The organism is Acerihabitans sp. TG2 (assembly GCF_035013185.1).
Taxonomy (GTDB): domain Bacteria; phylum Pseudomonadota; class Gammaproteobacteria; order Enterobacterales; family Enterobacteriaceae; genus Acerihabitans.
On record NZ_JAYGJO010000024.1, the window covers coordinates 17,594 to 44,193 of the forward strand.

19 protein-coding genes and 1 pseudogene are annotated in these 26,600 nt (G+C 54.7%); 6 read left to right on the plus strand and 14 right to left on the minus strand.

Going from position 1 to position 26,600, the window contains the following annotated elements; all coding sequences use genetic code 11:
- Nucleotides 1–2: 2 nt before the first annotated feature.
- The 12 genes from recD to rppH form a co-directional block, all read right to left on the minus strand.
- A complete protein-coding gene (recD, locus tag SJI19_RS18500; protein ID WP_323479741.1) occupies nt 3–1,862 on the minus strand; it encodes an exodeoxyribonuclease V subunit alpha in 1,860 nt (619 codons plus the stop codon).
- Nucleotides 1,862–5,413, minus strand: coding sequence for an exodeoxyribonuclease V subunit beta (gene recB / locus SJI19_RS18505; RefSeq protein WP_323479742.1), 3,552 nt, complete (start codon nt 5,411–5,413; stop codon nt 1,862–1,864). Before recB ends, recD begins: the two co-directional genes overlap by 1 nt.
- Before the next feature lie 15 nt (nt 5,414–5,428).
- Nucleotides 5,429–8,314 (minus strand): pitrilysin, encoded by a 2,886-nt coding sequence (gene ptrA, locus SJI19_RS18510; protein WP_323479743.1) that lies wholly within the window; start codon nt 8,312–8,314, stop codon nt 5,429–5,431.
- A gap of 112 nt (nt 8,315–8,426) precedes the next feature.
- The gene (gene recC / locus SJI19_RS18515; protein ID WP_323479744.1) at nt 8,427–11,828 is read right to left on the minus strand and encodes an exodeoxyribonuclease V subunit gamma; all 3,402 of its coding nucleotides are present in this window, start codon (nt 11,826–11,828) and stop codon (nt 8,427–8,429) included.
- A gap of 25 nt (nt 11,829–11,853) precedes the next feature.
- Entirely contained in the window at nt 11,854–12,324 is a 471-nt protein-coding gene (locus tag SJI19_RS18520; RefSeq protein ID WP_323479745.1) for a prepilin-type N-terminal cleavage/methylation domain-containing protein, read from the minus strand.
- A gap of 38 nt (nt 12,325–12,362) precedes the next feature.
- Complete coding sequence (locus SJI19_RS18525) at nt 12,363–12,836, minus strand: DUF2509 family protein (RefSeq protein WP_323479746.1); 474 nt, start codon at nt 12,834–12,836, stop codon at nt 12,363–12,365.
- On the minus strand, nt 12,833–13,393 hold the full coding sequence (locus SJI19_RS18530) for a prepilin-type N-terminal cleavage/methylation domain-containing protein (RefSeq protein WP_323479747.1): 561 nt from the start codon (nt 13,391–13,393) through the stop codon (nt 12,833–12,835). The genes SJI19_RS18525 and SJI19_RS18530 overlap by 4 nt, the downstream gene beginning before the upstream one ends.
- Nucleotides 13,387–13,872, minus strand: coding sequence for a prepilin-type N-terminal cleavage/methylation domain-containing protein (locus tag SJI19_RS18535; RefSeq protein WP_323479748.1), 486 nt, complete (start codon nt 13,870–13,872; stop codon nt 13,387–13,389). Before SJI19_RS18535 ends, SJI19_RS18530 begins: the two co-directional genes overlap by 7 nt.
- A 232-nt stretch (nt 13,873–14,104) precedes the next feature.
- Nucleotides 14,105–14,899 (minus strand): thymidylate synthase, encoded by a 795-nt coding sequence (gene thyA, locus SJI19_RS18540; protein WP_323479749.1) that lies wholly within the window; start codon nt 14,897–14,899, stop codon nt 14,105–14,107.
- A gap of 6 nt (nt 14,900–14,905) precedes the next feature.
- Nucleotides 14,906–15,778, minus strand: coding sequence for a prolipoprotein diacylglyceryl transferase (gene lgt / locus SJI19_RS18545; protein WP_323479750.1), 873 nt, complete (start codon nt 15,776–15,778; stop codon nt 14,906–14,908).
- A gap of 197 nt (nt 15,779–15,975) precedes the next feature.
- Complete coding sequence (ptsP, locus tag SJI19_RS18550; protein WP_323479751.1) at nt 15,976–18,225, minus strand: phosphoenolpyruvate--protein phosphotransferase; 2,250 nt, start codon at nt 18,223–18,225, stop codon at nt 15,976–15,978.
- Nucleotides 18,226–18,237: 12 nt separating this feature from the next.
- Nucleotides 18,238–18,765 carry an RNA pyrophosphohydrolase gene (rppH, locus tag SJI19_RS18555; protein WP_323479752.1) on the minus strand — a complete coding sequence of 176 codons (528 nt, stop codon included), beginning with the start codon at nt 18,763–18,765 and terminating at the stop codon, nt 18,238–18,240.
- A 690-nt stretch (nt 18,766–19,455) separates the two neighbouring features.
- On the opposite strand from rppH, the gene mutH reads away from it, so the two are divergent.
- The 6 genes and pseudogenes from mutH to nadS all read left to right on the plus strand — a co-directional run bounded on the left by mutH (nt 19,456) and on the right by nadS (nt 22,961).
- Entirely contained in the window at nt 19,456–20,148 is a 693-nt protein-coding gene (mutH, locus tag SJI19_RS18560) for a DNA mismatch repair endonuclease MutH (RefSeq protein ID WP_323479753.1), read from the plus strand.
- Nucleotides 20,149–20,179: 31 nt separating this feature from the next.
- Nucleotides 20,180–20,376: pseudogene (locus SJI19_RS18565) on the plus strand (TerC family protein); the annotation flags it as partial.
- Between the two features lie 50 nt (nt 20,377–20,426).
- Nucleotides 20,427–20,645 carry a YgdI/YgdR family lipoprotein gene (locus SJI19_RS18570; RefSeq protein ID WP_323479754.1) on the plus strand — a complete coding sequence of 73 codons (219 nt, stop codon included), beginning with the start codon at nt 20,427–20,429 and terminating at the stop codon, nt 20,643–20,645.
- A 206-nt stretch (nt 20,646–20,851) separates the two neighbouring features.
- The gene (locus SJI19_RS18575; RefSeq protein ID WP_323479755.1) at nt 20,852–21,892 is read left to right on the plus strand and encodes an NADP(H)-dependent aldo-keto reductase; all 1,041 of its coding nucleotides are present in this window, start codon (nt 20,852–20,854) and stop codon (nt 21,890–21,892) included.
- A 450-nt stretch (nt 21,893–22,342) separates the two neighbouring features.
- The gene (locus SJI19_RS18580; RefSeq protein WP_323479756.1) at nt 22,343–22,690 is read left to right on the plus strand and encodes a type II toxin-antitoxin system RelE/ParE family toxin; all 348 of its coding nucleotides are present in this window, start codon (nt 22,343–22,345) and stop codon (nt 22,688–22,690) included.
- Nucleotides 22,677–22,961 (plus strand): NadS family protein, encoded by a 285-nt coding sequence (gene nadS, locus SJI19_RS18585; RefSeq protein WP_323479757.1) that lies wholly within the window; start codon nt 22,677–22,679, stop codon nt 22,959–22,961. The genes SJI19_RS18580 and nadS overlap by 14 nt, the downstream gene beginning before the upstream one ends.
- A gap of 120 nt (nt 22,962–23,081) precedes the next feature.
- Here the strand turns inward: nadS and lplT are convergent, their stop codons facing one another.
- Both lplT and aas read right to left on the minus strand, forming a co-directional pair.
- Entirely contained in the window at nt 23,082–24,290 is a 1,209-nt protein-coding gene (lplT, locus tag SJI19_RS18590) for a lysophospholipid transporter LplT (protein WP_323479758.1), read from the minus strand.
- A complete protein-coding gene (aas, locus tag SJI19_RS18595; RefSeq protein ID WP_323479759.1) occupies nt 24,287–26,443 on the minus strand; it encodes a bifunctional acyl-ACP--phospholipid O-acyltransferase/long-chain-fatty-acid--ACP ligase in 2,157 nt (718 codons plus the stop codon). Before aas ends, lplT begins: the two co-directional genes overlap by 4 nt.
- Between the last annotated feature and the right edge of the window lie 157 nt (nt 26,444–26,600).

Consider the following 26,600-nt stretch of genomic DNA (forward strand, 5'->3'; position numbering starts at 1 on the left):
ACTCAACCGGCCGATGCAACGATCAATCGGTCGATGAGGCCGCTGCGCCTTTGGGTGGGAGTGGCAATAGCCCGATGCACAACATCATCATTGGCATAGACCGACAGCCGCTCCCGCGCCCGGGTGATCGCTGTATAGAGCAGTTCTCGGGTTAATACCGGCAGGTGTTGATTGGGTAGCACCAGCGACGTATGGGTGAATTCCGAGCCCTGTGCTTTATGCACCGTCATGGCGAAGGCGGTTTCATGCTCCGGCAGGCGGCTCAGAGGAACCGCCTTGATCGTCCCGTCCGGCAGGGGGAAATGGACCCTTAGCTCACCCGATGGGGTGTTAAGCATAATACCAATATCGCCATTATAAAGCCCGAGTGAAGGTGCATTGCGGGTAATCATTACCGGCCGTCCGGCGTATCCTCTGGCAGCACTGTCGGTTGAACGGGTGATAAGGCCAGCATGGGACAGGGTCTGCTCAATACGCAAATTGAGCCCCGCCACCCCAAAAGGTCCTTCACGCAGGGCGCACAACAGGCGATAGTGGTTAAACGCACTCAGAATCACACTGGCACTCTCCCCCGCCCTGACCTGGGACAAATAATCTCTATAGCCCGCCAGGCACCCCTCAAGCAGACGGGGATAATCAGCAGCATCGCGCATCGGCGCATAAACCACATCAGGATCTTGACCCGCATTCAGCATGGCCAACGCCCCGCGGCTGTCACCGGTGTTGACTGTGTTGGCCAACCGGCCGATGCCGGAGCGATCGTCAAAGCGGTAACTTTTGCGCAATAAGCACAGGCTATCCCCCGCCGTAGGTCCTGGGGTGGTTCCGCCGGCCGGCAGGTCACAGCCAGTCAACCGTCGCAGTTGGCGGTTACGCGCCGGGCTATATCCTTGCTCGGCGCAGCAACAGATATCACCTAATACCGCCCCGGCTTCCACGGAGGCCAATTGGCAGCGATCGCCCAAAAATACCACTTTTGCCTGCGGCGGCAGCGCGGCGATAAGATTTGCCATCATTGGCAAATCGACCATTGACGCCTCGTCAACGATCAAAATATCGACATGCAGCGGGTTGCCTTGGTGGTAACGCATTCGCTGACTATTGGGCTGAGCCCCCAACAACCGATGCAGGGTGACGGCTTCGCGGGGAAACAGCCGGCGCTGATCGTCGTTAAGCGCAAGGCTTTGCAATGCCGTTCCCAAGGATTCGCTCAGCCGGGCTGCTGCTTTTCCCGTAGGCGCCGCCAACTGAACACGTAATCGTTGTCCTGCTGCCAGCACCAGCATGGCAGCCAACATTTTAGCTACCGTGGTGGTTTTGCCGGTACCCGGGCCACCGGACACGACGGCCACTGGATGGGTGATTGCCACCGCCGCCGCCACTTTTTGCCAATCCACCTCATTCCCGGACGGGGGAAAAAAACGGTTTAATACCGCCTCAATCGCCGATTCATCCGCGACCGGCTCGGGGTGAATCGCATTAAAGAACCCAGCCACCCGGCTCTCGTTTTGCCACATGCGTTGCAAATATAAACGCTGCTTATCCAGCACCAACGGCGTGGGCCGGGAACCATCGCTCACCGCTGCCGACGAAAGCAGGCTCGATAGCCATTGGTCAGTTGAAAGCTTGCCGGCCAGCGACCAGGCCGTCTCAGCCAGTTGCGGATGCCGTCCGTTAAACAATCCGTCTCGGGTGAGCATCTCCACCGGCAGACAAACATGCCCAGCACCGGCGTCAGCGCTTAGGCATGCACAGGCCAGCATTAAGGCCGGCTCATTCGGCAGCGCCAGCATACGGGCAAACTGGGTATCCAGTGGGCGCAAAAGGCGCAGTTGTTGGGCCTGGGCTAAAAGTTGCTCCATCAGCGGGACTTTTCCTCAGTGTTGTTGGCGGTCTCACCGCTGAACAGGGTATCGAGTTGTTCGATCAGAACGGGTTCGGGACGGCAATAAAACACTCCGTTGCCAGGGTTATCCGCCGCAACCCCGCGTAAGAACAGATAAAACACGCCGCCAAAGTCCCGTTGATAGTCGTAATCAAGCAGACGATGGCGCAAATAGCGATGCAACGCCAGTGTGTATAATTGATACTGCAAATCATAACGATGTTCCACCATCGCCTGGGCCATAGCCTCAGGCGTATAGGCGGCATTGTCCTCGCCAAGCCAGTTGGATTTATAATCCAGCAGGTAATAACGACCGTGCCAGCGAAAGACCAGGTCGATAAATCCCTTCAACATACCCCGCACCTGAGGAAAATCCAGCGGTGGGCAACAGGCCGACAGTGGGTCATACGTTTTACACAGATGATCCAGACGTTCGGCGGTGACTGTGGCTTGAATTGGCAAGTAGAACTGCAGTTCCACCTGTTTGTCCGATGCACTGATATCCGCCAGCATGACACCCTGCGTGCTCAAGGGCGCATGCAGTACCCGTGTTATCCAGTGCAAAAGCACCGGCTGCCAGATGCCATCGATAGCGTGGCGTAATAATTGTTCGTTTAACCAGACTTCATCCACCGGCTGGGTAAAATCCAGTGTTTCAAACAACGCATGCAAAAAAGTGCCCGGCGAGGCGCCGCGAGCAAAGGTGTGGGGATTGAGCGCGATGTCCGTGTCTTCCTGGCGTTCACCGGCCGCGTCGGTGTCCAACTTGGGTTGAAAATCCATCAACGGCGTTGAGCCAGCATGCTGCTGCAGACCGGAATAGCTGGTGACGCGCCAGTTATCCTGGGCGCGCGAGGGGAAATGGCGTGCGGCCAGCCGCCGCCGATCGTCCGAATCGGGCTGGCGCGGTAGCACCTCCGGCTGGCCAAGGGGAACTAACGCGATGTTCTCCCCAACCAGCGCCTCAAGCTGGTTTTGCAAATAGGCGGCATCCCCGGATTTTCCCTGTTGAATCAAATAACCCAGGGCGCTTAAGTGCAGATCAGTATCACCGGATTTGGCGCGATTGCCACGAAACAGCGGCGCGATGCCAATAGCGCAGTGATAAATGGATCGGGTTAACGCGACGTACAACAAACGCAAATCCTCCGCCAAACGCTCCTCTTCCGCCAACACCAGGCTATCGGCGGAAGCCGAGAGATCGAGCCAGGCGTTATAGTCTTGTCTGTCGTGGAACAACGGGCGTTTTTGCGCTCGAAAATCCGCCATAAACGGCAAAAAAACCACTGGGAACTCAAGTCCCTTCGATTTATGCACCGTGGTGATACGGACCAACAGTCGGTCGCTTTCCAACCGCAACTGCTGGTTATCCGCATGGGTATCCGGCAGTTCTATCTGCAACGCCAGCCAACGTACCAGTGCATGTTCGTTATCCAACTGCCCAGAGGCCTCTTGCAACAGTTCGGCCAGGTGCAACAGGTCGGTTAATCGACGCTCGCCGCTGTCGCTTGCCAGTAGATTTTCTGCCATGTGATGCCGTTTCATTAATTGGCTCAGCATGGGTAACACACCTCGCTGTTGCCATAACTGGCGGTAGGCAGCAAATTCATCCACCAGTGCATCCCAGGCCAGCTCATCGTTGTTGGTACTGTCAATTTCCTGAGAGTCCAATCCCATGAGGCTGGTTGCCAGTGCACAGCGTAGGGCATTGTCACGGTCGGGGATCAATATTGCCTGTAACAACCAGAGCAACTCACGCGCTTCCGGCGTTTCATAGACACTGTCACGATTTGAAAGGTATACCGCAGGAATCGATAACGCACTGAGCGCATCGCGAATCAAGGTCGCTTCATGACGGTTACGCACCAGCACGGTAATATCCGAAGCCTGCAAAGGCGAGCGCTCCCCGAGACCGGTAAGCCAAGCTTGCCCCTGTTGGCTGGCGGCCAGCAGATTGTTAATACTGACGGCGCACTGGCGAGCCATACTTTGTTGGTACTCGCTTACGCCAACCCCATCGCCGGGCTGCAACCAAAACGTCATAGCCGGTTGGATCTGCTGGCTGACCTCCAGCGCTAATCCGGCATTACGCCCAGCGGCGCAGACCGGTAAAAAGGGAATTTGCCCAAAGATAAACGGCTGCGGCACGGACTGGAACAACCGATTGACCGCGCCCACCATGGCGGGAGATGAGCGCCAGTTGGTATCAAGGCTATAGTGGGCGCTAACTTCATCTCTGGCGCGCATATAGGTAAAAATATCCGCGCCGCGAAATGCGTAAATCGCCTGTTTCGGATCACCGATCAACACTAAGCCACAGTCCGGCTGGTCACCGTACAATGCGCGAAAAATGCGGTATTGCTGCGGGTCGGTATCCTGAAATTCATCAATCATCGCCACGGGATAGTGCTCGCGTACCCATTGGGCCAGTGCCTCACCGCCAGGGCCGAGTAACGCCCGATCAAAATGGCTGAGCAGATCGTCAAACCCCATTTCGCCGCGTCGCTGCTTTTCCTGTTCCAGCGCCTGACGTATCTCATCCAGGGCCAGCACGAATATCAGCTCGCGCAGGGTCAACCGGTGATCAAAAAACCGATCGAGTGCCTCAAATAACGGGTGTGTCGGTGTTATGCCTTTGAGGGTTTTGGCTGTCAGTACCGACTGACGAAATCGTTCGAGTTCTTTGGGAAGTTCATAATCTTCGGTGGTGATGGCGGCCCAGGCCGAGATTTTATCCAGCCACAAAGGCAGGTTTTTGCTGCTATAAGATCGTTTATCAACGCCAGAGCCGCTAATCAGGTCCAACAGTTGCCCCGCCGCTGCCAGCCACTGCTGCTTTACAGTATCAATCCCGGCGACAATCCGTTGATGGCGCTGGTGAATGGATTCGGTTTTATCCGGTGGGTTGCGCACCACCGGTGCTTCGCCCTGTATGTAAGGCAATAACTCCGCCAACAGTTTTTCGGGGCCGTCCCAGTCTTTATTGACCACCCGCGCGATGGCGTAAGGCAGGGGATAACAATGGCGACGCCAAAAATCGGCACAGACCTGACGTCGCAGCGCCGTCTCGTCTTCCACCAGCGTTTGCTGGAACATCATGCCGGATTCTACGGTGTGTTGGCTGAGCATTCGTTGGCAAAAACCGTGGATGGTGTATATCGCCGCATTATCCATTTGCCGTTCGGCGGCCAATAGCTGGCGGGCGGCAAGCAAACAATCAGGGATCTGCTGCAACAGATCGCGCAATAACGGATCGTCACTGCTGCGGCGTACGCAGGCCAGCCGCAGGCGGTGAATATTCTGCCGAATCCGCCCACGCAACTCGTCAGTGGCCGCTTCGGTAAAAGTGACCACCAGTATCTCCTCGACGCTTAGCGCACGAGGATACGCCGCCTGCTGGCCCAACCCTAGCAGCAAACGCAAATACAGCGCGGCCAGGGTATAGGTTTTGCCGGTGCCCGCCGAGGCTTCAATCAGGCTTGCCCCATGTAGCGGCAAAGTAAGCGGGTCAAGAATGTGCGTGGTCAAAAGTCGTTGATCCCTCTACTGGTGAGTAAGCTCAGGCAAGGTTTTCTGCAACGCAGAGGCGTTGGGATAGATGACCCAACCTGACGGGGCAGCGTACTGGGTTTGGTCGTGGCCCTTCACACCGATCTGCGATAACAGCGCCAACCCGTTGGGTTCAATCACCGCCTGATGAAAAAAGTCCGCCAGTTGCGGCAACGTGATCTGGTGCAGTTGAGCAATGAGCTTATCACGGGTATCAAATTGTGGATTGTCGTGCTCGATCTCATCGGTATATCGGTCTACCTCTGCGCCTAACGTCTGGGGCTGCTGTAACAATTGGCTGATAATACCTTGTTTATATTGCTCGAAATCCGCCGGCGGCAAGGCACGTAACCGCGGCTCAACCTGGTCGAAAAAGGCCTGGTAGCGCTGATAAAGATAGGCCGGCTGGCGGGTACCGCTTTGCAACACAAACCCGATGCCACCCTGCTCCCCGACACAGACTGGCAGGCTGAAGATCGCGTATCCCAGTTGCTCACGGGTGCGCAATTGCTGGTAAAACCAAGACTCGATGATTTGCGACAATAAATAGCTGTAGGCGGTACCCTGCACCCGGTCGTAACCGGTTGGCACATACACTGCGGCCAGGGCTGAATCGGTACTGCCGCCGATTTTTTGGATGATGGCCCGCTGCGCTTGCCGGATTTGTACTTGGCTTGAACGTGGCCACCCGGTACCCATCCAGCCGATCTGCTTTTTCAGCTCAGCGGCCAGGGCTGTCGCCTGCGGTGCAGTCAGGTTGCCCACTACCAGCATATCCAGGGATGCGGACCTGAACATGTTATTACGATAGTCGATTAAATCCTGTAACCTAATGTCGTTTATCACCGCCCGGCGTGTATCTCGTTCCACATAGGGTAGCGTCGACAACACTTTTGAGGGAATCATCGCCTGGGCATAGGGTTTTTCTTTTTCCGTACCGTTAAGCTGCTCAAGATACCAGCTTTTCGCCTGGGTCAATTGATCTGCGGTGGGGGTAAAACTCACATAACGATTGACCAGGCTCAACACCAATGGCGTCAGGCGCTGGGTATAGCCGGTGGCTTTGATGGTCAAACCATCGTTTTCATAGCTGGAAAAACTGATGCCGCCCACATAGGCCTGATTGCTCAATTCGGCCAGATCCTGCCCGGCGATGTAATCAATCATGGCGTAAAGCACCTGATCACGGGCGTTGGACATGATAGTGGGATTGCGAAAATTAAGGGTGATATCCGCCCGGGGTTCATCGGCGAAATACCGGCTTGGCATATAACGCAACCGCAAACCGGGCTCATCAATAATCAGTTGCGGATGTGTGAGCGCGCTCTGCGGCTTAATCAAAGAAAAGTCATTGGCAATATAGGGGTTAAGCGCCGGCAGCGACAAGTCTATTTGCCCCTGGGTCCGTTGCCATAGCGCCAGGCGCTCCGGCGTTATGGCCTCGACCTGATAAGGCGCGTTAACAAAATAGGCGGTTTTGTCATGAGGTTCGTCGGGGCTGACAAACCAAACACGGGCATTTTCCGGCGTCATGCTGTCCAAGCGGGCGGCTATCGCCTGCGGGTCGTAACGATCGGCCAGATACGAAGCATCAAGCACATGTGCCACCGGCACCCTCAGCATGGCGTCCACCAGCCATTCGATATAGTCCATGTTGCGGGTGATCACCGGATAGCGAAAATCCTGATCCAACACATGGGCGATTTCATCAAAATACTGCTGTTGTATCCCCTTTTCACGCAACTCTTTCAAATAACTGAAAATGGCCGCCACCACCTCATCCCGTTGTCTAAAGCCTTTATCACTTAACGAGACGGCGATGGCAAACACCCCACCGTTGCGATCGATCATTGGATCAGCACCAGCGTCAATAGCGTCGGCCAGGCCCTGTTTTTGCAGCCAGTCCGCGAGGGTATTGGTACTGCGATTACTGATCAGATAACTGATATAGGTGTCGGTTTTGCTACGAAAAGCCTTGCTGTTATTGGCGATGGGAAACTCGACTCGCAACGTCTTTTGCGGTTGTACCGGCTGATAATGAATCAGAATACCGGTCTGCTTACGTGTCACTACCGGCACGGTAATGTCAGGCACGCTGGCGTTATGGTTGGCGACACGGCCATAGGTCTGCGCCGCTATCTGCGCCAGCCGGGGCAGCGGCTGATTACTATAAATGACCGCCACCATCAGATTGGCTGAGTAGTAGCGATGGTAAAATGCGGTTAACGCCTGATGCAAATTGCTGCCGGGCTTATCGCGTAGCGTGTCTAGATTACCGCCCGAAAAACGGGCACCGGGATGAGCTGGATTGATGGTTTCGGCACGAATCTGCGCCATGCGTAAACTGTCGTTGGCCCGGGCCATGGTGAGTTCGGCATTGACCGCATGGCGCTCCTTATCGGCGTATCCTGGATCGAGTAATGGGCTGGCGATCGCATCCGCCAGCCGGTCGATCGCCGGTAATAAAGCGTCATTTTCCACCTCAAGGTAAAATGCCGTGCGGTAAGATGCGGTGCTGGCGTTATGGTCGCCGCCGTGCTTTTTCAGAAATTCGTCCAGATTTCCCGGTTGCGGGTAATGTGTTGAACCCATCAGGATCATATGTTCCAGGTAATGGGCCAATCCCAATTGATTATCCGGATTTTCAAGAGATCCTACCGGAACCGCGATGGCGGAAAGTGATTTTACCGCCTGGGGATCGCTGACCAGCAGCACTGTCATGTCATTCGCCAACCGGATGGCCTGATATTGCCTCAGGTCCTGACTACTTTTTCGGATAGTTTCCTTGAGAGGTTGCCAACCTGGCGCAGCCACCACCGGTGCCACAGCAAAAAAAACCAACAACGTGCAGCTTATTAACCCAACAACCCATCTTCGCATGCCACTCTCCGAAAACAATACCAACGGTCAGCGTTGACCACATCACTATCAATCCGATATCCAATGGATAGAACCCAATATGCCATCATGGCAGTATTCGCGCTGGTAACACCTATTTTTTGGGCCGCTGAGGTTTTTCCGTTTGCGCGAGATTGCTGCAAAACGGCGCCAGCAGATACGTTTGCGCGGCCTGGATAATTTCCTGGATCCGCGGCTCATCCAATTGACGCATAATACGCTGCAAATAGGGATCTTGTCCTTCACCGGGGGTAAAACCGTCCCCCTGCCAAGCCTGCACCAGCTTATCACACGCCTGCCGCTGGCAGGTCTCGTCCCAGTTAATGGCACCGGTGTGGCGATCAACACTCTGGCCTAACCACGCCCCCCCGGCGCGATTTAACAATAACAAGGGGATACTCAGGCCTTGGCAATAACCCGAGACCAGCGTTTGCAGCAGGGTTTTTGCCTGTGCCGCCGCCATGGGAGCAAAACGCCATTCGCCCTTGGTCCCGAACATCCGGCTTTCACCTTGGCCGCCCATGGCACACCACGCCAGATGTTCCAGCCACAGCGACAAGCCATCTTTCATGGATAATATCCCTGGGCGCCAACGCAGCAGGCCGTCATCCTGAACCCGGTTCAGCCAGCCACTGAGTTCGATCGTGCCGAGATCCAGACTGACTTCCATACTTTGGGTATCTTGTCGGCGCTGCGCACGCACCTGATCGGCCAATTGCGTCAGTTCATTGCGTTGTGTGGCCCAGTAGATCTCACCGAACGCCCCAAAGGGTAACGATCCCGCCGCGCGCATATTACGGTAGAGTCGATCGGGGTCTTCACCGTCGATCAAGGTATTGAGCAGCCGGTCATTGAGCTGATACCGCGTCAGGCCCTCGATGACAAACGGCTCCTCGTCGGCCAATTCCGTCTCTTCCAATTGAAAATAAACCCCCAGCCGCTGTTGAAAATAGGCGCGCACCGGATGGGCGTAAAAACGCCGCAAGGTATCGAACGCCAGCGTGGTCAAGGCTGGCGCCACCAGTGTCTGAGTAAAAACAGGATGCGGTTTGCCACTGGCGCTGGCGGCGGGTAGCCATTGAGCAGCAAAGCTTTGCTGCTCAGCCCCCGCGATAAAATTTTCCTCCGCAAAGGGCATCCGGGTATGCCATTGGTATAAATGGTCATTCATTCTGGCGGCGCTGGTATCGACATCCAAGTCCTCATCGCCGGGCAGATGAAAGCTTTGAGCAATATACTCGGTTAATTCACTGACCAAGACCGAGGGATAACGCAGGGTATTGTCCTGGATTGAACGACCAATAAAACTGATGTAAAACCGCTGCTGCGCTGAAAGCAGTGCCTCAAGAAATAAATATCGATCGTCATCGCGTCGACTGCGATCACCGCGTCTGGCCTGTTGCGCCATCAGGTCAAAACCCATCGGCGGTAGAGAACGTGGATAAACCCCATCATTCATACCCAGTAGGCAAACCACCTTAAAAGGAATTGAACGCATAGGCATCAGTGTACAAAAGTTAATGGTACCGGCTAAAAATCGCTGGCTGATCCGTTGTTGATCCAATCTCGTGGACAGCTCATCATGCAGCAACCGTACCGACACCGGTCGATCAAACGATGCCTGCAGGCCAAACTGTACAATTTGCTGCCAGTGATTCTCCAGCAAAACCAACGCGGTTTCAGCCTCGCCGTCCGGCAGGAAAAAGTCTGCCACCAGTTGCTGGCAGCAAGGCAACCAATCGACCAGTACCCGTGGTTCGCGCAGAATATCGCGCCAACGCGCCAGCTGCGCCAATAGCTCCGCAAGATTACCCACCAGTCCGGCAATCAGTCCGCTGGACTCATCATAAGGCAAAATCCCCTGCCAATCTCCGCTTTGGCTATCCATGGCGTACCCCAGCAGCATACGGGTCAGGCCGAAGCGCCAGGTATGCTGTCCGGTCGCGGGCAGCATCAGCTCACGAATATTATCATCATCGAGCCCCCAACGAACGCCGGATTCAGCCACCCATTGCCTGAGCAGTTTCTGACCGGCCTCATCAATGGAGAAACGAGCTGCTACCGCCGGCACTTCGAGTAAGGTGAGTACCTGTTCAGCGGCAAAACGGCTTTGCGGGAGTTCCAGCAGCGCCAGAAACGCCGGCAGTACGGGATGGATATGCCGCGCCCGCCGGTCGGAAATGGCAAACGGCAGATAACGCCCTGCGCCGACGTGACCGAAAACCGCCTGGATCGCAGGTGTATAACGATCGATATCCGCCACCATGACGATAATATCCCGAGGAGCCAGGGTGGCATCCTCGCACATCATCGCCAGTAGTCTATCGTGCAGCACCTCGACCTCGCGCTGCGGACTATGGCAAACCTGCACGCTGAGCGAGCGATCCAGGGGTTGCAGTGTGCGTTTTGCCCGACTGTTTTCGAGGGTCTCGCGACTGATGCCGACCACCGAGTGGTCCTCCAGTTCCAAGATATCCCGTTGCAAGGCCGCCAGCAGGGTATCATTGCCGGGGTCCACAAACGCGTCCACTTCACGCGCGTCATCCAATTGGGCCAACAAAAACAGGTTATCGCGGCCAAGTTTTCCCCAAGAGGCCAGCAGGGGGTTACCTATTTGCTGTTCGCCATCGTCATTAAACAGCGCAGCAGCGTCTTGCGTATGGCGAAAGAGTTCGTGCTCACCCGGCGCTAAATACCGGCTGCGTTTACGGTTTTGTAATTTAGCCAGAAAGGCATAATCCCTGATATCACCCCAGTAGTAGCGGCAGGGGTTGGTAAACAGTAAATGGACGTCAATATGCCGGCCAAGTGCCTGCAATGCCTGCATGTAGGTGGGCGGCAAGGCGGAAATACCACAGATAAAAACCCGTTCTGGCAAGCCGGGTGGACACACCTGCGCACTCTCCAGAGCCTGAATAAAACGCTGGTAAAGATTGGCCCGATGCCAAGGTGATTGCCCCGCCTGTTCGGTAAAGGAAACCAGTTCAAGCCACAGCGGCGCCTGCCAGTCCTGCGCAGCCCCCAGTCCATCCAGTCGTTCTCCCCGTTGCCAGCTGTCCAGCCAGTCCGGCCGAAACACCAGATACTGATCAAACAGGTCGGCCACCCGGGCGGCAAACTGAAAACATTTACGCTGGTCATCATCCTCATGCAAATACTGGTTAATGGCCTCAAAACCGGGCTTATCACATAATCCCGGCAGCAGCGTCATCAGTTTCCAGGTCATGGCATCCTTGGAAAAGGCACTCTCAACTGGAATATCCGGCAATACACGCGTAAACATCTGCCAAATAAAACTGGCCGGCAAAGGAAATTCGATATTGGCAGCTATGCCGAACCGCGACGCCAACTCCATCTGCATCCATTGTGCCATGCCGGTACTTTGCACCAGGATCACTTCCGGCTGGAAGGGATCGCGCAGTGGCCGTCCTTCTATCAGGGCGGCGGCCAGCGCCTTAAGCAGATCCAGCTGGTTTGAGTGATAAACGGTAAACATTCCCCCCCCTTGTCTTACGTGCGCGTTATCGTGACAACTGTCGGCCCGGCAACCGCGACGGGTTTGCGTTATGCCGACACTCTAGCGGGATTGGCGCTGAAAACAAGCGATCATCTTCCCGGTTCCGGTTCGGTGTCTTTTTGCGCTCGGCGCAATGGGCTACACGACAAAACCACCGGTTAAGCGTCACCCGCCGACCGCCGGCAGTGTGAACCTGGGCGCTCACCCGGGCACATTCCTGAGCCCGCGGTCGTTCGATTAACGCAAGCTGCCAACCTGCGGGAAGGGCTATACTGGCCGCCAGCCCGGGCCAAGGGTAACATTCCAGCGACTGATGGGCGATATCCAGCGCCAGGCGGAATTGGCGTTGGTCTTCCTGGTGATGTTGCAGGTTTTGCAAATAGTGCAGTGTCGATAATGCCACCACCGAAAACAGCAGTACGGCCATCATGGCCTCCGGCATAGCCAACCCTCGCTGATCGTTTGTCTCTCGCATCGCCATTCCTCATCCATGTTATCCTCCTTTTGCGCCCCTTATCCGGGTGGATAGTCCAACCACCCCCCGGGTAAAGGAACCAGAGCATAATACGCACCGAGTGCCAACGGTGAACCGGAAGGCGGATCACCCCTGCCGCGCGCTAGAGTGCTCAACGGACGTCCGCTCACCAGCCGGTAAAGGCATAACGGTGCCGGCAAACCAGGAACAGTCGCGCTCTCACCACGCAAGATCCAACGTTCCGACACCGTACTCACCTGCAGACACGCACGAAACCCTTCGCCCGGGGGTTGCAGGCACTGTTCCAGTCTGCCCTGCCAGGACTGACGTAAACCCCAGGACAACGCCGATTCCGCTTGATGAAACGCGGTCATATAACGCGCCTGGTCCTGAATCAAGGTTAAAGAGACCTCAATCCGCCGTTGCCATGCCGTTAACACGGCCAGACCGAGCAATAGTACGGCCACCAGCGCCGCCAGCGTGCTGCTGCCTTGCTGCGTATCGCTGCTCATCCGTTGCGTCCAACAAAAATGCGCTGAGTGCAATAATGAATGGTGGGGTTATCTTTAGCCTCTCCAGCCAGAATCACCCGCCATGCACCATTTCCTAGGGGATCACAGCGAAACTGTTTCACCACCCACCGTCGGGAGTCATGCATCTTTGCCCATCCAGGTTCGTTGCAGTGGCGCACGCCGCGTTGAGTTTCCATAGCACCCCGATGCAACCGATAGCCAAACGTGTCATTCACCAGGCTGCGTCGGCTATCGGCTGGATAATAGGCGTAGTGGAGGATCAGACAAGAATGTAGCGCTTCCCCCCGATGTTGGCCATGCTGTACCGGCCCGCTCCGACATGGTGGTGAACAAAAACCGGCGCGGCGCACATCTTTTTCGATGCTCAACAGACTGTGTTCCATCTGCCACACCAGCTGGGTTCGCTGTAAGGCCACATGGGCCTGACGGTATAACCAGGGTAATATCCGTAAGCTGCCCAGCACCAGCATACTCACTATCGCCAGTGCGCAGAGGGTCTCCACCAGACTGAACCCCGCCTGTCCGTTTTTTAACATGACGCCACCCCGGGCCACCGGCCCCGTTCACTGCAGATCCGCACACGGCCTTTGCCTGACAGAATAATTTTGAGCCGACCGGCAGCGTTGCAAACCGTCAAATGACCCGCGGTGGCGGTATTACGCGTGCCGGCCAAAGTAAGGTAGTCGAATTGGCTAAAATCAAGACGGATATCGTCAGACGGGCTGTCCAGCCGACCCAGCAGTACCGGTGGCATCCCAGCGGCAGGCATGAGGTACGCGGTAATGGACCAGTTGCCGCCCCGCGTTACGCTTAGCTGGCAACTGTGATTGCCCCGGCTGGCAGCCAGTTGCCAACGCAACAAAAAATCCGTGATTTGCGTTGTGGCCTGTTCCAGTTGGGCATGTTGCCGATAACGATGACAGGCATGACCACCGGACAGGGCTACCATCGCTGTGAGCATCAATACCAACAACATTTCGATCAGGGTATACCCCTGTTGACCATGTATTTTCATGTCCGGCAGGGTAATGGCTACGCATTCGGGGCGCGACTCTCGCGCACATAAACTGCGAGAGCCACGCGGAAGATAAAAGGAGAAGGTGCAAACGGGGAGAAAAAATGCGTGGCGTCAGGCAAATTCAGTTGGTGATAACCGGGCCCATAGACCCGGTTATCACCGCCCTGCGGTGAGCCGCGTTAAGCAAGCAAGCGAAAATATGCGCCCCCGCCTTGCCGCGCACCAGGACCTAGATAGCTATTGGTGCTTTTATCGGTGGCAGTGGATCATAGCCTTGGATATCAAAATCGTCGAACCGATACTCAAACAGCGACGCCGGTTTACGTTTGATCACCAAGGTTGGCAGCGCGCGCGGTGCGCGGCCCAGTTGCAGGTCAGCCTGTTCCAGATGATTGCTGTACAAGTGGGTATCACCACCGGTCCAGATAAAATCACCGACCCGCAGATCGCACTGTTGCGCCACCATATGCATCAGCAATGCATAACTGGCAATGTTAAACGGCAGGCCGAGAAAAACGTCGCATGACCGTTGGTATAATTGGCAAGAAAGTGTGCCGTCGGCAACGTAGAATTGGAACAGCGCGTGGCAAGGAGACAGCGCCATCTGATCCAGTTCACCCACATTCCACGCGGACACAATGATACGTCGGGAATCGGGGTCTCGGCGCAGTTGTTCAATGACCCGGCTCAACTGGTCAATATTACGTCCATCCGCGGCACCCCAGGCGCGCCACTGCTTTCCGTAGACTGGTCCAAGATTGCCTTGCTCATCCGCCCATTCGTCCCAAATGGAGACGTTATGTTCGTGCAGATAGTCCACATTGGTATCACCGTTCAAAAACCACAGCAGTTCATAGATTATCGAGCGCAAATGGCAGCGTTTGGTGGTAACCAGCGGGAACCCCTGGCGTAAATCAAAACGCATCTGGTGGCCGAAAATCGACAAGGTACCGGTACCAGTGCGGTCCGCTTTTGGTGTACCTTCATTACGCACCAGGCGCATCAGATCCAAATACTGTTTCATGTAACCTCAGGACGGTAGTTGCTGTGGGCGCCGACGATAGGCCCAGATAAACATAATCACACCGGCGATAATCATCGGTAGAGAGAGAATTTGCCCCATGCTGATCGCATTGTCGAACAGACCGAGCTGAGCATCAGGCTGGCGGAAAAACTCCACGATAAAACGAAAGCTGCCATAAGCCATCAGAAACAGGCCCGATACGCTGCCCAATGGACGTGACTTGCGGATAAAAACATTCAGGATGATAAACAGCAACACCCCTTCGAGCAGCAGTTCATAAATCTGCGAGGGGTGGCGCGGCAACATGCCGTATTGATTAAACAGCGCCTGCCACTGGGGATGCCCAGGTAACAACGCCAGATCCTCGGCACGTGAGCCTGGGAACAGCATGGCCCAAGGGGTATCGGTCGTCACGCGGCCCCACAGTTCGCCATTGATAAAATTACCTAACCGCCCGGCACCCAGGCCAAAGGGGATCATGGGGGCGATAAAATCCGCCACTTGGAAAAAATGGCGTTTGGTACGATAGGCAAACCAGAACATCACGATGATGACACCGATAAGCCCGCCGTGGAATGACATGCCGCCATCCCATACCTTAAATAAATAGAGTGGGTTATCCAGGAATACCGGCAGGTTATAAAACAGCACATAACCGATGCGGCCCCCCAGGAATACGCCAAGGAACCCCGCGTACAGCAGGTTCTCCACCTCATCCTTGGTCCATCCACTACCGGGTCGGTTGGCACGGCGCACTGCCAGCCACATAGCAAAAATAAAACCGACCAGGTACATCAGACCGTACCAATGGAGCGAAACCGGACCTATTGAGAAAATCACCGGATCAAACTGAGGAAAGGCCAGATATTTCGTTGTCATTCATCACCACGATTTATGTCATTTTCACCCCGTCCATTTGGCGGGGCGGCAGGCTGTTCGAAAACGAAAAAAGCGTTGGCATGCAGTGGGCTTGGTTCGTCCGACGGTGGCGTATAATAGCATAGCGGCACATTTATGGCGGCGGATGGCGGTAAAATTACCTGTCTATAATGTAAGATTTTTTACCTTGCTTACCCTTAACGTCCCCCGCGGATCAGGCCACCAAGTCCACGACGTTCGAGAAACGCCGCCACCTGATGGCGGACATCGATAGCATTTTGTGCACTAAGCACCCGTTCCACCAGCGCAGTAGCGTCGGTCAGTTCGACGTTGCGCAGCAGGTATTTGATTCTGGCAACGCTACGACCATTCATGCTCAGCGTACGATAACCCATGCCGGTCAGCAGCAGCGCGCCCATGGGATCGCCGGCCATTTCACCGCACAGGCTGCACTCTATTCCCAGGTAACGGCAGTCATTAATGATTTTCACCAGCACCTGCAGCATGGCCGGGTGCAGACTGTCATACAGGGCCGCGACCCGGGTATTGCTACGGTCGACGGCGAGCAGATATTGCGTCAGGTCATTGGAACCGACCGACACAAAATCTACCCGATTGATCAACAGCGGCAACATGAACACCATGGCAGGCACTTCGATCATGATGCCAATACGCAGCGCCGGTAGAGCGTAACCCAGCACCTCCTCCACTTCACGGCCGGCACGATCGATCAGGCGCCTGGCCTCATCGATCTCGTCAACGCTGGTGATCATCGGCAGCAGGATGCTGAGATTGCCGGTGGCAGCATTGGCGCGCAGCATGGCCCGCACCTGAATCAGGAAAATTTCCGGCTGATCGAGCGTAATGCGAATACCGCGCCAGCCCAGGCTGGGGTTCTCTTCATTGATCGGCGCCATGTAAGGCAACTGCTTATCCGAGCCCACATCGAGGGTGCGCAAGGTAACCGATTTCGTCGGAAACAATTGCAACATACCCTGATATTGCGCGACCTGCTCATCCTCGGAAGGGAAACCACTTTGTAGCATAAAAGGAATTTCGGTACGGTATAGACCGACACCATCTACGCGGTCTCCTGCTCGCTGCTCATGCTCCGCACTGAGTCCGGCATTAAGCATAATCTGGATGCGTTCGCCACCTTTCATGGTCGCCGGCTGTTCGACGTCGTCTTCCGCCAGGCGGCTGAGTTGTTTTTCCTCGCTGATAAGCCGCTGGTACTCCTGCACCAGCACCGGTTCCGGGTCAACCAGCAGTTCACCGCGATAACCATCAACCACCAATAAGCGCTGATTAAGCAGTACCGGCTGGATATCCGCGCCCATCACGGTAGGAACGCCCATGGCCCGTACCAGTATGGCGGCATGGGAGTTCGCTGCGCCATCCCTGACCACCACACCCACCATTTTGTCCAACGGCATCTCGGCCAATAGCGTCGCACTTAACTCATCGGCCACCAGCACAAAACGGGAAGGCCACGGTGTTTCGCCCTGGGCATTGTCATCCAGATGGAACAGCAGTCGCTGCCCCAGGGCGCGCAAATCGCCGGAGCGCTCACGCATGTAGCTGTCATTGAGCTGGGCAAACTGTTCGGCAAACTGTTCAATAGCCTGTTTTACCGCCCATTCAGCTATGGAACCGGCGTCAATTTCCGCAAACAGCTCACGCTTAAGCCTGGCGTCATTGAGTAAATGGGAATACAGGTCGAAAATTGCCGCGCTGTCTTTTTGCGCACTGGCGTTGAAACGTTTGCTGAAACGTCGAAATTCAGCCGCCGCTTCCCCCAACGCAAAGGTCAGTCGCTCGCGTTCGCGGGCACTGTCTAAAGCGGAAGCTTTAAACACCTGATCCAAGGAGGGCTGGCTGTTATCAACCCATCCTTGCGCGATGGCCACGCCGGGAGCGGCGGCCAAGGCACGGATGCGCGTTTGGCGATATTGACCGAACAGCGCGTTAAGCTGTGACTGCGAAAGAATGCCGGCCATTTGCGTGGCCAGCGTCACCATAAAGGATTCTTCGCTTTCGTCGAACTGGCGGTGTTCCCGTTGCTGTACCACCAGTACGCCAAGCAACTGGCGACGGTGGATTATAGGTACCCCCAGGAACGAGCGAAAACGCTCCTCTTTTACCGCCGGAATGTATTGGAAGCTCGGATGATTATGCGCATCGGCCAGGTTGATCGGTTCGGCCAGCCGTCCGACCAACCCGACGATGCCTTGATCGAAGGCCAGCGTGACGGTACGACCACGCGGCTTTTTTAAGCCTCGCGTCGCCATCAGGTAATAACAGCGTCGATCGTTGTCGGCCAAATACACCGAACAGACTTCGGTATCCATCGCCAGACAGGTTTCATTAACCAATATTTCCAGCGTATCCGACAGGCGCGGTGCCGCCGCGACCTTTTCTACGATTTCCCGCAAACGCGTGAGCATATTCTGCGTGGCTTAACCCCTCTTGCGTCTGTATACAGGGAGAGTCCGTTGCACGGAAGTTTCCTGCAACGGCATAACTATAGTCGAAAACTCTTTCATAACCCGGCGGTACACATCTCGCTTAAAGGAAACCACCTGGCGTACCGGGTACCAAAAACTGACCCAGCGCCAGCCATCAAACTCAGGGGTGCCCCCGCACAGCATATTGATATCGGCATCCTGACACATGAGCTGCAGTAGAAACCATTTTTGTTTCTGACCGATGCAGACCGGTTTAGTGTCCCAGCGAACCAAGCGTTTTGGCAGTTTATAACGCAACCAGTTGCGGGTCGAGGCCAGGATACGCACATCTTTACGACTCAGTCCGACCTCTTCATACAGCTCACGATACATGGCCTGCTCGGGGGTCTCACCGGCATTTATCCCACCTTGGGGAAACTGCCAGGAGTGCTGCCCATATCGCCTGGCCCACACAACCTGTCCATCACGATTACAGATTACAATACCAACATTCGGGCGGTAGCCATCATCATCGATCACCGGACTACCTCGATTACATAAAATGCAAAGATGTACTGATTGTTTCACACTCACTCAATACGGTAAACCACTGCTTTACAGGAATGCACCTCTCGTGCAGGTCCCGGCGCAGGTTGCATCATCCATTTATTCACAGGCGGATGTAGCACCTGGGGTTTTTATTCACTTTTTCTGTGGATAGATGTGTGCAGAACACTGGATTAAAAGGGTAAAACTTTTATTTTCCCGACGGAAACTTCTTTTCACATTTAAAACAAGTCGTTCAATTTAAACATTATAAAGACCCACTGGTCCCCACGACCACGAGCCCAAAACTCGGGGAAGATAAATCGGGAGCCATTATGGTCAAAAATCAAACGACGATGGCTTTATCCACAATTTATGCTGTAAAATATGCCAATATATGGAAAAAACAGTAAAAACATCCCCCGTCAAGGCTGTAAATAGAGACAGTAGTCCTAATTTATTAAGGTTATCCCATAGATCTGTGGATAACCTGGTGTAAGATCCTGTTCATTGTTGCCGACTTCACGTGTACAACCTACTGTCACCTGATGAACCGCGTCATAACATCATAAAAAAAAGGGTGTGAAATCATGCTATTATTATGCCTGGATAAATTTATCCCCAATAAACAATTTGAGCTCACCGTTTCAGGTTAATATTTAAACAGCAGGGGGACAATTCAGCATGAGCCTGCCCACGCTCTCATCGGTTGTGACACCACCGGGGGATGAAACCGAACTTTTGGCGCGCGCCCGTGCTCTGGCGGGGTATAGTCTGGGCGAATTGGCAACCCATGCCGGCTTGGTGGCGCCCGCCAACCTCAAGCGTGATAAGGGCTGGATTGGCGTATTGCTGGAGCGTTACCTGGGTGCCAGTGCGGGCAGTAAACCGGAGCAGGATTTTGCCGCCATCGGCATAGAGCTAAAAACCATTCCAGTAGACAGTGCCGGACGACCATTGGAGACCACGTTTGTCTGTGTGGCTCCACTCACCGGAAATAGCGGCGTCACATGGGAAACCAGCCACGTAAGGTATAAATTAGCACGGGTGCTTTGGATCCCGGTGGAAGGCGCACGCGAGATTCCGTTGTTCCTGCGACGCATAGGGACTCCGCTACTGTGGAGCCCCAGCGCCCGAGAGGAAGAGTTGCTGCGCCGCGATTGGGAGGAACTGATGGATCTTATTGTGTTGGGGCAAGTCGAGCATATTACCGCCCGTCATGGTGAAGTGCTGCAACTGCGGCCAAAAGGCGCCAATAGCCGGGCGTTAACCAAAGCCACCGGCGAATTCGGCCAGCCGATCATGACCTTACCGCGCGGGTTTTATTTGAAAAAGACCTTTACCGGGCCGATGTTAGCCCGTCATTTCCTACTTTAACTCGATTTTCATTGCCCCCCCCACGCTTGGGTGCGGAGTCATGATGTTCGCCGCGTGCCCGATAGACGAAGTTGTCGCGAGTCATCCATCCGTTAAGGTGTTGGCGTTTTTGACCGGTTTCACTTTGATTTTGGAAAGCGTTGATGTTCCCATGCCTAAGGGCTACATTTATTTCGCAATGTTCTTTCCATGAGCGTCGAGGCACTGAATCTGATCAGGAATAAATAAGTCAGTTGTGCACGGCGGTCAGCCTCAAAGATTTTATAGAGATGATACATATGAAAAAATACGCGATGTTGGCGACAGCATTAGCATTAGCCGTGATCCTGTCGGGCTGTGCCAGCGATTACGTGATGTCCACCAAGGACGGTCGTATGGTGTTAACCCAGGGTAAGCCTGAGCTGGATAAAACGACCGGTTTAATCAGCTATACCGATGAGCAGGGTAACCACATGCAGATTAACGGCAGCGAAGTATCGCAAATGATCGCACGCTGATTATCGTAAAAAACTGACCCCATCCACCCATTTTGCGCTTTTCCCCGCCGCCTGGCTTGGTTATAGTCAAATCAGGCGGCGCTTGATTATCCACTGGATTTCACATTACAGGAAGGCAGTAAGCGAGTGCGCTGCCAACGCACCGGCAACCTGAAAGATGACGGGTAGAACGCCTGATCTTTACCGACACTAAGGAACCAGCCTCAATGTATTATCACCGTATTCCTCATAGTTCTCTTGAAGTCAGCGTATTGGGATTGGGCACCATGACCTTTGGCGAACAAAATACCGAAGCCGAGGCCCATGCGCAACTGGACCACGCGGTAGCGGCCGGAGTGAACCTTATCGACACGGCGGAAATGTATCCGGTCCCCCCCCGACCCGACACCCAGGGATTAACAGAAACCTATATTGGTCATTGGCTTAAACAGCATGGTCAACGGGAAAAGATCGTGTTGGCCAGTAAAGTGTCAGGACCTTCCCGGGGTAACGACGCCGGCATTCGGCCGCAACAAATATTGGATCGGAAAAATATTCGTTTGGCTCTGGAGGACAGTCTGCGTCGATTGGGTACCGATTATCTCGATTTGTATCAGGTGCACTGGCCGCAACGTGCCACCAACTGTTTTGGTAAGCTGAATTATCAGTTTACTGATGAAAAGCAGGCGGTGACCATTTTGGAAACCCTTGAGGCGCTTAATGAGCAGGTGCGTGCGGGTAAGATCCGCTATCTCGGCATTTCTAACGAGACCCCTTGGGGTGCGATGCGTTATTTGCAGTTGGCGGAAAAGCATGATCTGCCGCGAATTGTCACGGTACAAAATCCTTATAGTTTGCTGAACCGTAGTTTTGAAGTGGGTATGGCGGAAATTAGTCAGTTCGAGGGGCTTGAGTTGTTGGCCTATTCCAGTCTTGCGTTCGGTACACTGACCGGTAAATATCTCAACGGTGCCCGTCCTGCCTGCGCGCGTAATACGCTGTTTAGCCGTTTTACCCGTTATAGTGCACCGCATACCGAGCAGGCCATCGGCGAGTATGTGGCGTTGGCGCATCGTTATGGGTTGGACCCGGCGCAGATGGCGTTGGCGTTTGTGCGTCAGCAGCCGTTTGTGGCCTCGACGTTGCTGGGTGCGACGTCGCTGGAACAGCTTCAGGTCAATCTAGAGAGTTTGGCGTTGACGTTGAACGAGGACATTATCGGCGAGCTGGAGCGGATTCATCAGCGGTTTACCTTTCCGGCGCCATAGGTACGCTCTCCCTTTAACACGGCCTGCGACGAGTGCGGTGGCGGCGGGCCTAGTGCGCCATGGGGTTTCGGTTGGCCGGAAAAATCACGGCCAATTCAACCCCATTGGTACGCTCTCCCTTTAACACGGTCTGCGGCGAGTGCGGTGGTGGCGGGCCTAGCGTGCCATGGGGTTTCGGTTGGCCGGAAAAATCACGGCCAATTCAACCCCATTAGTCCGCTCTCCCTTTAACACGGTCTGCAGTGAGTGCGGTGGTGGCGGGCCTAGCGTGCCATGGGGTTTCGGTTGGCCGGAAAAATCACGGCCAATTCAACCCCATTGGTACGCTCTCCCTTTAACACGGTCTGCGGCGAGTGCGGTTTTAGCTAAACCTGCATGATGAGGTAGTGGCACACGTGTTGTCATTGGAGTACTATGTACACCTAAAAGAAAGCGAGGGAGGGAGCCTTTGTGAGTCATGCGATAGAATTTATCGAGACAGGGATGTTTACCCGGCAAATAAAACAAATAGCGACGGACGATGAATTCAAAGCACTCCAGAATGCGCTAATAGGATCCCCGGACAAAGGGGTTTTGATTCAGAACACGGGCGGGCTGCGAAAAATCAGGATGGCAATAGGCTCTCAGGGGAAAAGCGGCAGTGCCCGGGTGATTTATTTTCTGGCCACTGAAGAGATAATTTTTCTGATAATGGCCTACCCGGAAAACACTAAAGATAGCCTGAGCGATACTGAGAAAGCATGTCTGAAAAAGCTGACGAACTTATTGAAAAACGAGGTGAAATATGGGTTTTTTTGATGAATTGAAAACCTCTCTTGAAGAAGCCGTCGACATTAAAAATGGCGTCAAATCGCCGACCCGAGTGACCCGTTATGAAGTGGCAGACGTGAAGGCTATCAGAGAGCAACTTAACGTTTCACAAAGTGAGATGGCCAAGGTTCTGGGAACGAGCATCGACACCATCAAGAGCTGGGAAACCAAAAGACGTCATCCTACAGGACTGGCGGCAAAGGTGTTGGCGACCATTCAGGAAAATCCGGCATTCTTCCGTGCACTGGCGATGCACTGATTTTCTATAATCGGTGGAAAATCACGGCCAACTCGACCCCATTAGTCCGCGCTCCCTTAAACACCTGCTGCTGCAGGTTTTGTGCGCACAAGTCTGCTGTGCGGTGGGGTTGGCTGGCGTTTATTTAACGACAATGTTTTTTGTACGGGTGACGATCCAGAGCAGTAAGATCGCGGCTGAAAACAGGGTGCCGAATCCGATGCCGATAGTGACGGCGCTGGCACCCAGTTTTACCACCAGCGAATAGAAGCCGAGCATGAGCAGCATAGCGAGATTTTCGCCAAAGTTTTGTACCGCGATGGCATTACCTGCACCGACGCTTTCTTTGCCGCGTTGTTGCAGTAATGCATTTAACGGGACGATGAAAAAGCCGCCTAGAGCGCCGATCAGCGCCAGTAGCAAATAGGCCGGCAATAAGTGGTGTTGTACGCTTAGCCCTATTACCACCAGCCCCATCAGAATACCGGCGGGCATGCAGCGTTGGACCCGTTCCAGCCGTACCAGTTTCGCGGCTGCGCCAGCACCGAACACGATGCCCACGGCCACCATGGCATTGAGCATCGTGGGGGTTGCGTTATCCGTGATGCCCAACGCTGCCGGGACCCAGAGTACCAGCAGGAAGCGTAGGGTAACCCCTGCGCCCCAAAATAGGCTGGTGCCAATGATCGAGAAACGGGTTTCACCATTTTGCCAGAGAGCGCGGCAGGCAGAGACAAAACTGCCAACCAAACGTGCGGGGTGCCAGGAACTGGCGTGTCTGGCCGCCGGCAACCTTGGAATAAACAGGTTGGCCACGACGGCCACAGCAAACATCAGGGCGCACATGCCTAACGCTACGCCCAGATGCCAGTCGGCCAGGATGCCGCCCGCCATCGACCCAAGTAGTATGGCCGCGATGGTTGAGCCTTCGATCAGACCGTTGGCCTTGATCAGTTGGTCGCCTTGGGTTAATTCGCCTAATATGCCATATTTGGCCGGCGAGTAGGCGGCAGCGCCAATCCCCACCAGGCAATATCCTAGAAAGGGATTAAATCCAAAGCAGATGATCAGTGCACCAGCCAGTTTGAGACTGTTGGCCACCATCATCACCCGCCCCTTGGCAAAACTGTCGGCGAATTGGCCGACAAAAGGCGCCAGCATGATATAAGCACCGACAAATAACATCTGCAACACCGGTTGACTCCAGGTTGGATACGCTTGTTGTTTAATCAGTGCCAGAGTGGCGAACAACAGCGCATTATCACCAAAAGCCGAAAAAAACTGGGCGCACATCACCGCCATCATCGGCCGGGTTATTATGCTGACCGAGGTGGTATGGGATGGGTTCATGACTGACTCTCCGCGGCGTTAGCCATGTCTTTTAGAGTGACAAAATCGGGTTTGCCGCTACCCAATAGCGGCAGTTCCTTGATATGGCGAATGTCGCGTGGCACGGTAATCTCCGGCATGCCATCCTGGCGGGCTTGTTTTAACAACCGGTCGCGGGTTAATTCGGCATCGGTGGTAAACAATACCAGTGCCTCGCCTTTGGCATCATCACTTTTAGCGGTGGCACCATGGTGAGCGGCTGGTGATACCCGCAGCGCCAGTTGTTCGATGCTCTCAAGGGAAATCATCTCACCGGCCAATTTGGCGAAGCGTTTGACTCGCCCTTGTATCGCACAAAATCCGGCTTCATCCAGGGTGACAATATCGCCTGTGTCATACCAGCCGGCATCCCACACCCCCGCGCCATTATCTGCCGTTGGCGTTTCCAATATGCCGGGATGCTCAAGGCGCAGGTAGCCTTTCATGATATTCGGCCCACTCAATTGCAGTTGACCACCCTGTTCAATCCCCGGTACCGGAATCAAGCGCGCCGACATGCCCGGCAGAATCTGACCGACGGTGTGTACTTTCGCCGCCAGCGGGACGTTAATCGCCACCACCGGCGCACATTCCGTCACACCATAACCTTCCAGAATGCGAATCCCAAATTTGTCCTGCCAGAGCAGTCGGGTGGATTCCGATAGTTTTTCCGCCCCGGCGACCACGTAACGTACCCGGGCAAAATCATATTGATGGGCCATGCGGCCATATTGGCCGAGGAAGGTGGAGGTACCAAACAGTACGGTGCAGTTTTTATCGTATACCAGTTCCGGTATAACCCGGTAATGCAGTGGGCTGGGGTAGAGCAGCACCCGCGCGCCGGTCAATAATGGTGTGAGTAATCCAACAGTCAGGCCGAATGCATGAAACAACGGTAATGCCGACAAAAACGTATCGCGCGGGGTAAAATCCGCCACTGAGCGTATCTGCTCAATATTGGCCAAAATGCTGTCATGGGAATGGACTACCCCTTTGGGTGTGCCTTCCGAACCGGAGGTGAACAGCACCAGGGCGCTGTCATCGGGCTGTTGCGGCAGCTCAGCATGGGCTGGGTAGAACAGATGAGCGATAACCCATAGCTTGTCGATCAGGGTAATACTGTCTTTAAGATCTTCGAGATAAACCCAGCGCACGCCGGTTACCGCCGGCGGCAGTGCGGTAAGTTTGGCTTTGTCCAGAAATTGCCGGGAGCTCACGATAGTCTTGATGGAGGCAGCTTTGACCGCGTTATTGATACCGTTTGCCCCGGCGGTGTAGTTGAGTAGCGCCGGGATGCGCCTGCGTAATCCAGCGCCCAGGATAGTGGCGGCAGAAATGGTGGCGTTGGGCAGCAATAAACCCACATGTTCCCCAGGCGTGGTGAAGCGCTCGAGGATACGGCTGGTGCCCAAGATTTTTTTCAAAAAGCCACGGTAACTGTCGGCCTTGAAGGCGATATCCTCAATACAAGGTTTGTCATCGCCATAACGCCACGCGGCCGTCAGTAATGCCTGATAAAGCGTTTGCCGGGGACGGGAGGCCATGCGCGCGTTCATCATGATCCGGTGCAGTTGTTCACCCGCAATGCGCCGGCGTTCGCGCGACTTTAGTGCTTGGGGCATGGGCAGGCTGACCGGGGTTTGCAGATGAATGGTAATTTTCGTAAACCAATGCCGCTTTATGATGCCGCCCATCCGACTGAAGGGTGTAAGTTCCGGCCCGGACAGCCAGACCGGCACCACAATGGCGTCGGAACGTGATGCGACAAAAGCCGCACCATCATAAATTTTCATCAGTGAACCGGTGACCGTGATGCGGCCTTCGGGAAATACCACCACCGGGCGGCCATGGCCAATATGCTTGATTAATTGCTTGATACTGTGCGGTTTGGTGGGATTGAGTGGGATGATATCCACATAGCGTTTTACCAGCCGCATATACCATGCATCGGTAATGGTTGAGTAAATGGCAAATACCGGTTTGACCGGCAAAAATAGCGCTAGCAGGACCCCATCAAGAAAGGAGACATGGTTGGGCGTAATCATGACTTTCTGCTGTTGCAGTACGCCTGGGTCGCCGATAACGTCCACTCGGTAAAGTAGTCGAAAAACCTGGCGCAATACGGAAAAAAGCATGCTATCTCCTTATAGATTGATGATGCCGGCCGGCTAACACCGTCGAAACCCGCATCAGGTGGCCGATTCCGAAGAGCGTCACGCGTCGCATCCGCGCCGCTGCCGTCTGACATTCAGCGAGGCGATGGCGATCCCGTTGAAAATCATTACACGACCC

Coding starts and splice junctions, on each gene's coding strand:
- SJI19_RS18570 (WP_323479754.1), top strand. CDS start 20,427: ATGAAAAAATACGCGATGTTGGCGACAGCATTAGCATTAGCCGTGATC.
- lplT (WP_323479758.1), bottom strand. CDS start 24,290: ATGAACCCATCCCATACCACCTCGGTCAGCATAATAACCCGGCCGATG.
- mutH (WP_323479753.1), top strand. CDS start 19,456: ATGAGCCTGCCCACGCTCTCATCGGTTGTGACACCACCGGGGGATGAA.
- recD (WP_323479741.1), bottom strand. CDS start 1,862: ATGGAGCAACTTTTAGCCCAGGCCCAACAACTGCGCCTTTTGCGCCCA.
- SJI19_RS18530 (WP_323479747.1), bottom strand. CDS start 13,393: ATGTTAAAAAACGGACAGGCGGGGTTCAGTCTGGTGGAGACCCTCTGC.
- nadS (WP_323479757.1), top strand. CDS start 22,677: ATGGGTTTTTTTGATGAATTGAAAACCTCTCTTGAAGAAGCCGTCGAC.
- recC (WP_323479744.1), bottom strand. CDS start 11,828: ATGTTTACCGTTTATCACTCAAACCAGCTGGATCTGCTTAAGGCGCTG.
- ptrA (WP_323479743.1), bottom strand. CDS start 8,314: ATGCGAAGATGGGTTGTTGGGTTAATAAGCTGCACGTTGTTGGTTTTT.
- thyA (WP_323479749.1), bottom strand. CDS start 14,899: ATGAAACAGTATTTGGATCTGATGCGCCTGGTGCGTAATGAAGGTACA.
- lgt (WP_323479750.1), bottom strand. CDS start 15,778: ATGACAACGAAATATCTGGCCTTTCCTCAGTTTGATCCGGTGATTTTC.
- SJI19_RS18520 (WP_323479745.1), bottom strand. CDS start 12,324: ATGCGAGAGACAAACGATCAGCGAGGGTTGGCTATGCCGGAGGCCATG.
- SJI19_RS18575 (WP_323479755.1), top strand. CDS start 20,852: ATGTATTATCACCGTATTCCTCATAGTTCTCTTGAAGTCAGCGTATTG.
- aas (WP_323479759.1), bottom strand. CDS start 26,443: ATGCTTTTTTCCGTATTGCGCCAGGTTTTTCGACTACTTTACCGAGTG.
- SJI19_RS18535 (WP_323479748.1), bottom strand. CDS start 13,872: ATGAAAATACATGGTCAACAGGGGTATACCCTGATCGAAATGTTGTTG.
- SJI19_RS18525 (WP_323479746.1), bottom strand. CDS start 12,836: ATGAGCAGCGATACGCAGCAAGGCAGCAGCACGCTGGCGGCGCTGGTG.
- ptsP (WP_323479751.1), bottom strand. CDS start 18,225: ATGCTCACGCGTTTGCGGGAAATCGTAGAAAAGGTCGCGGCGGCACCG.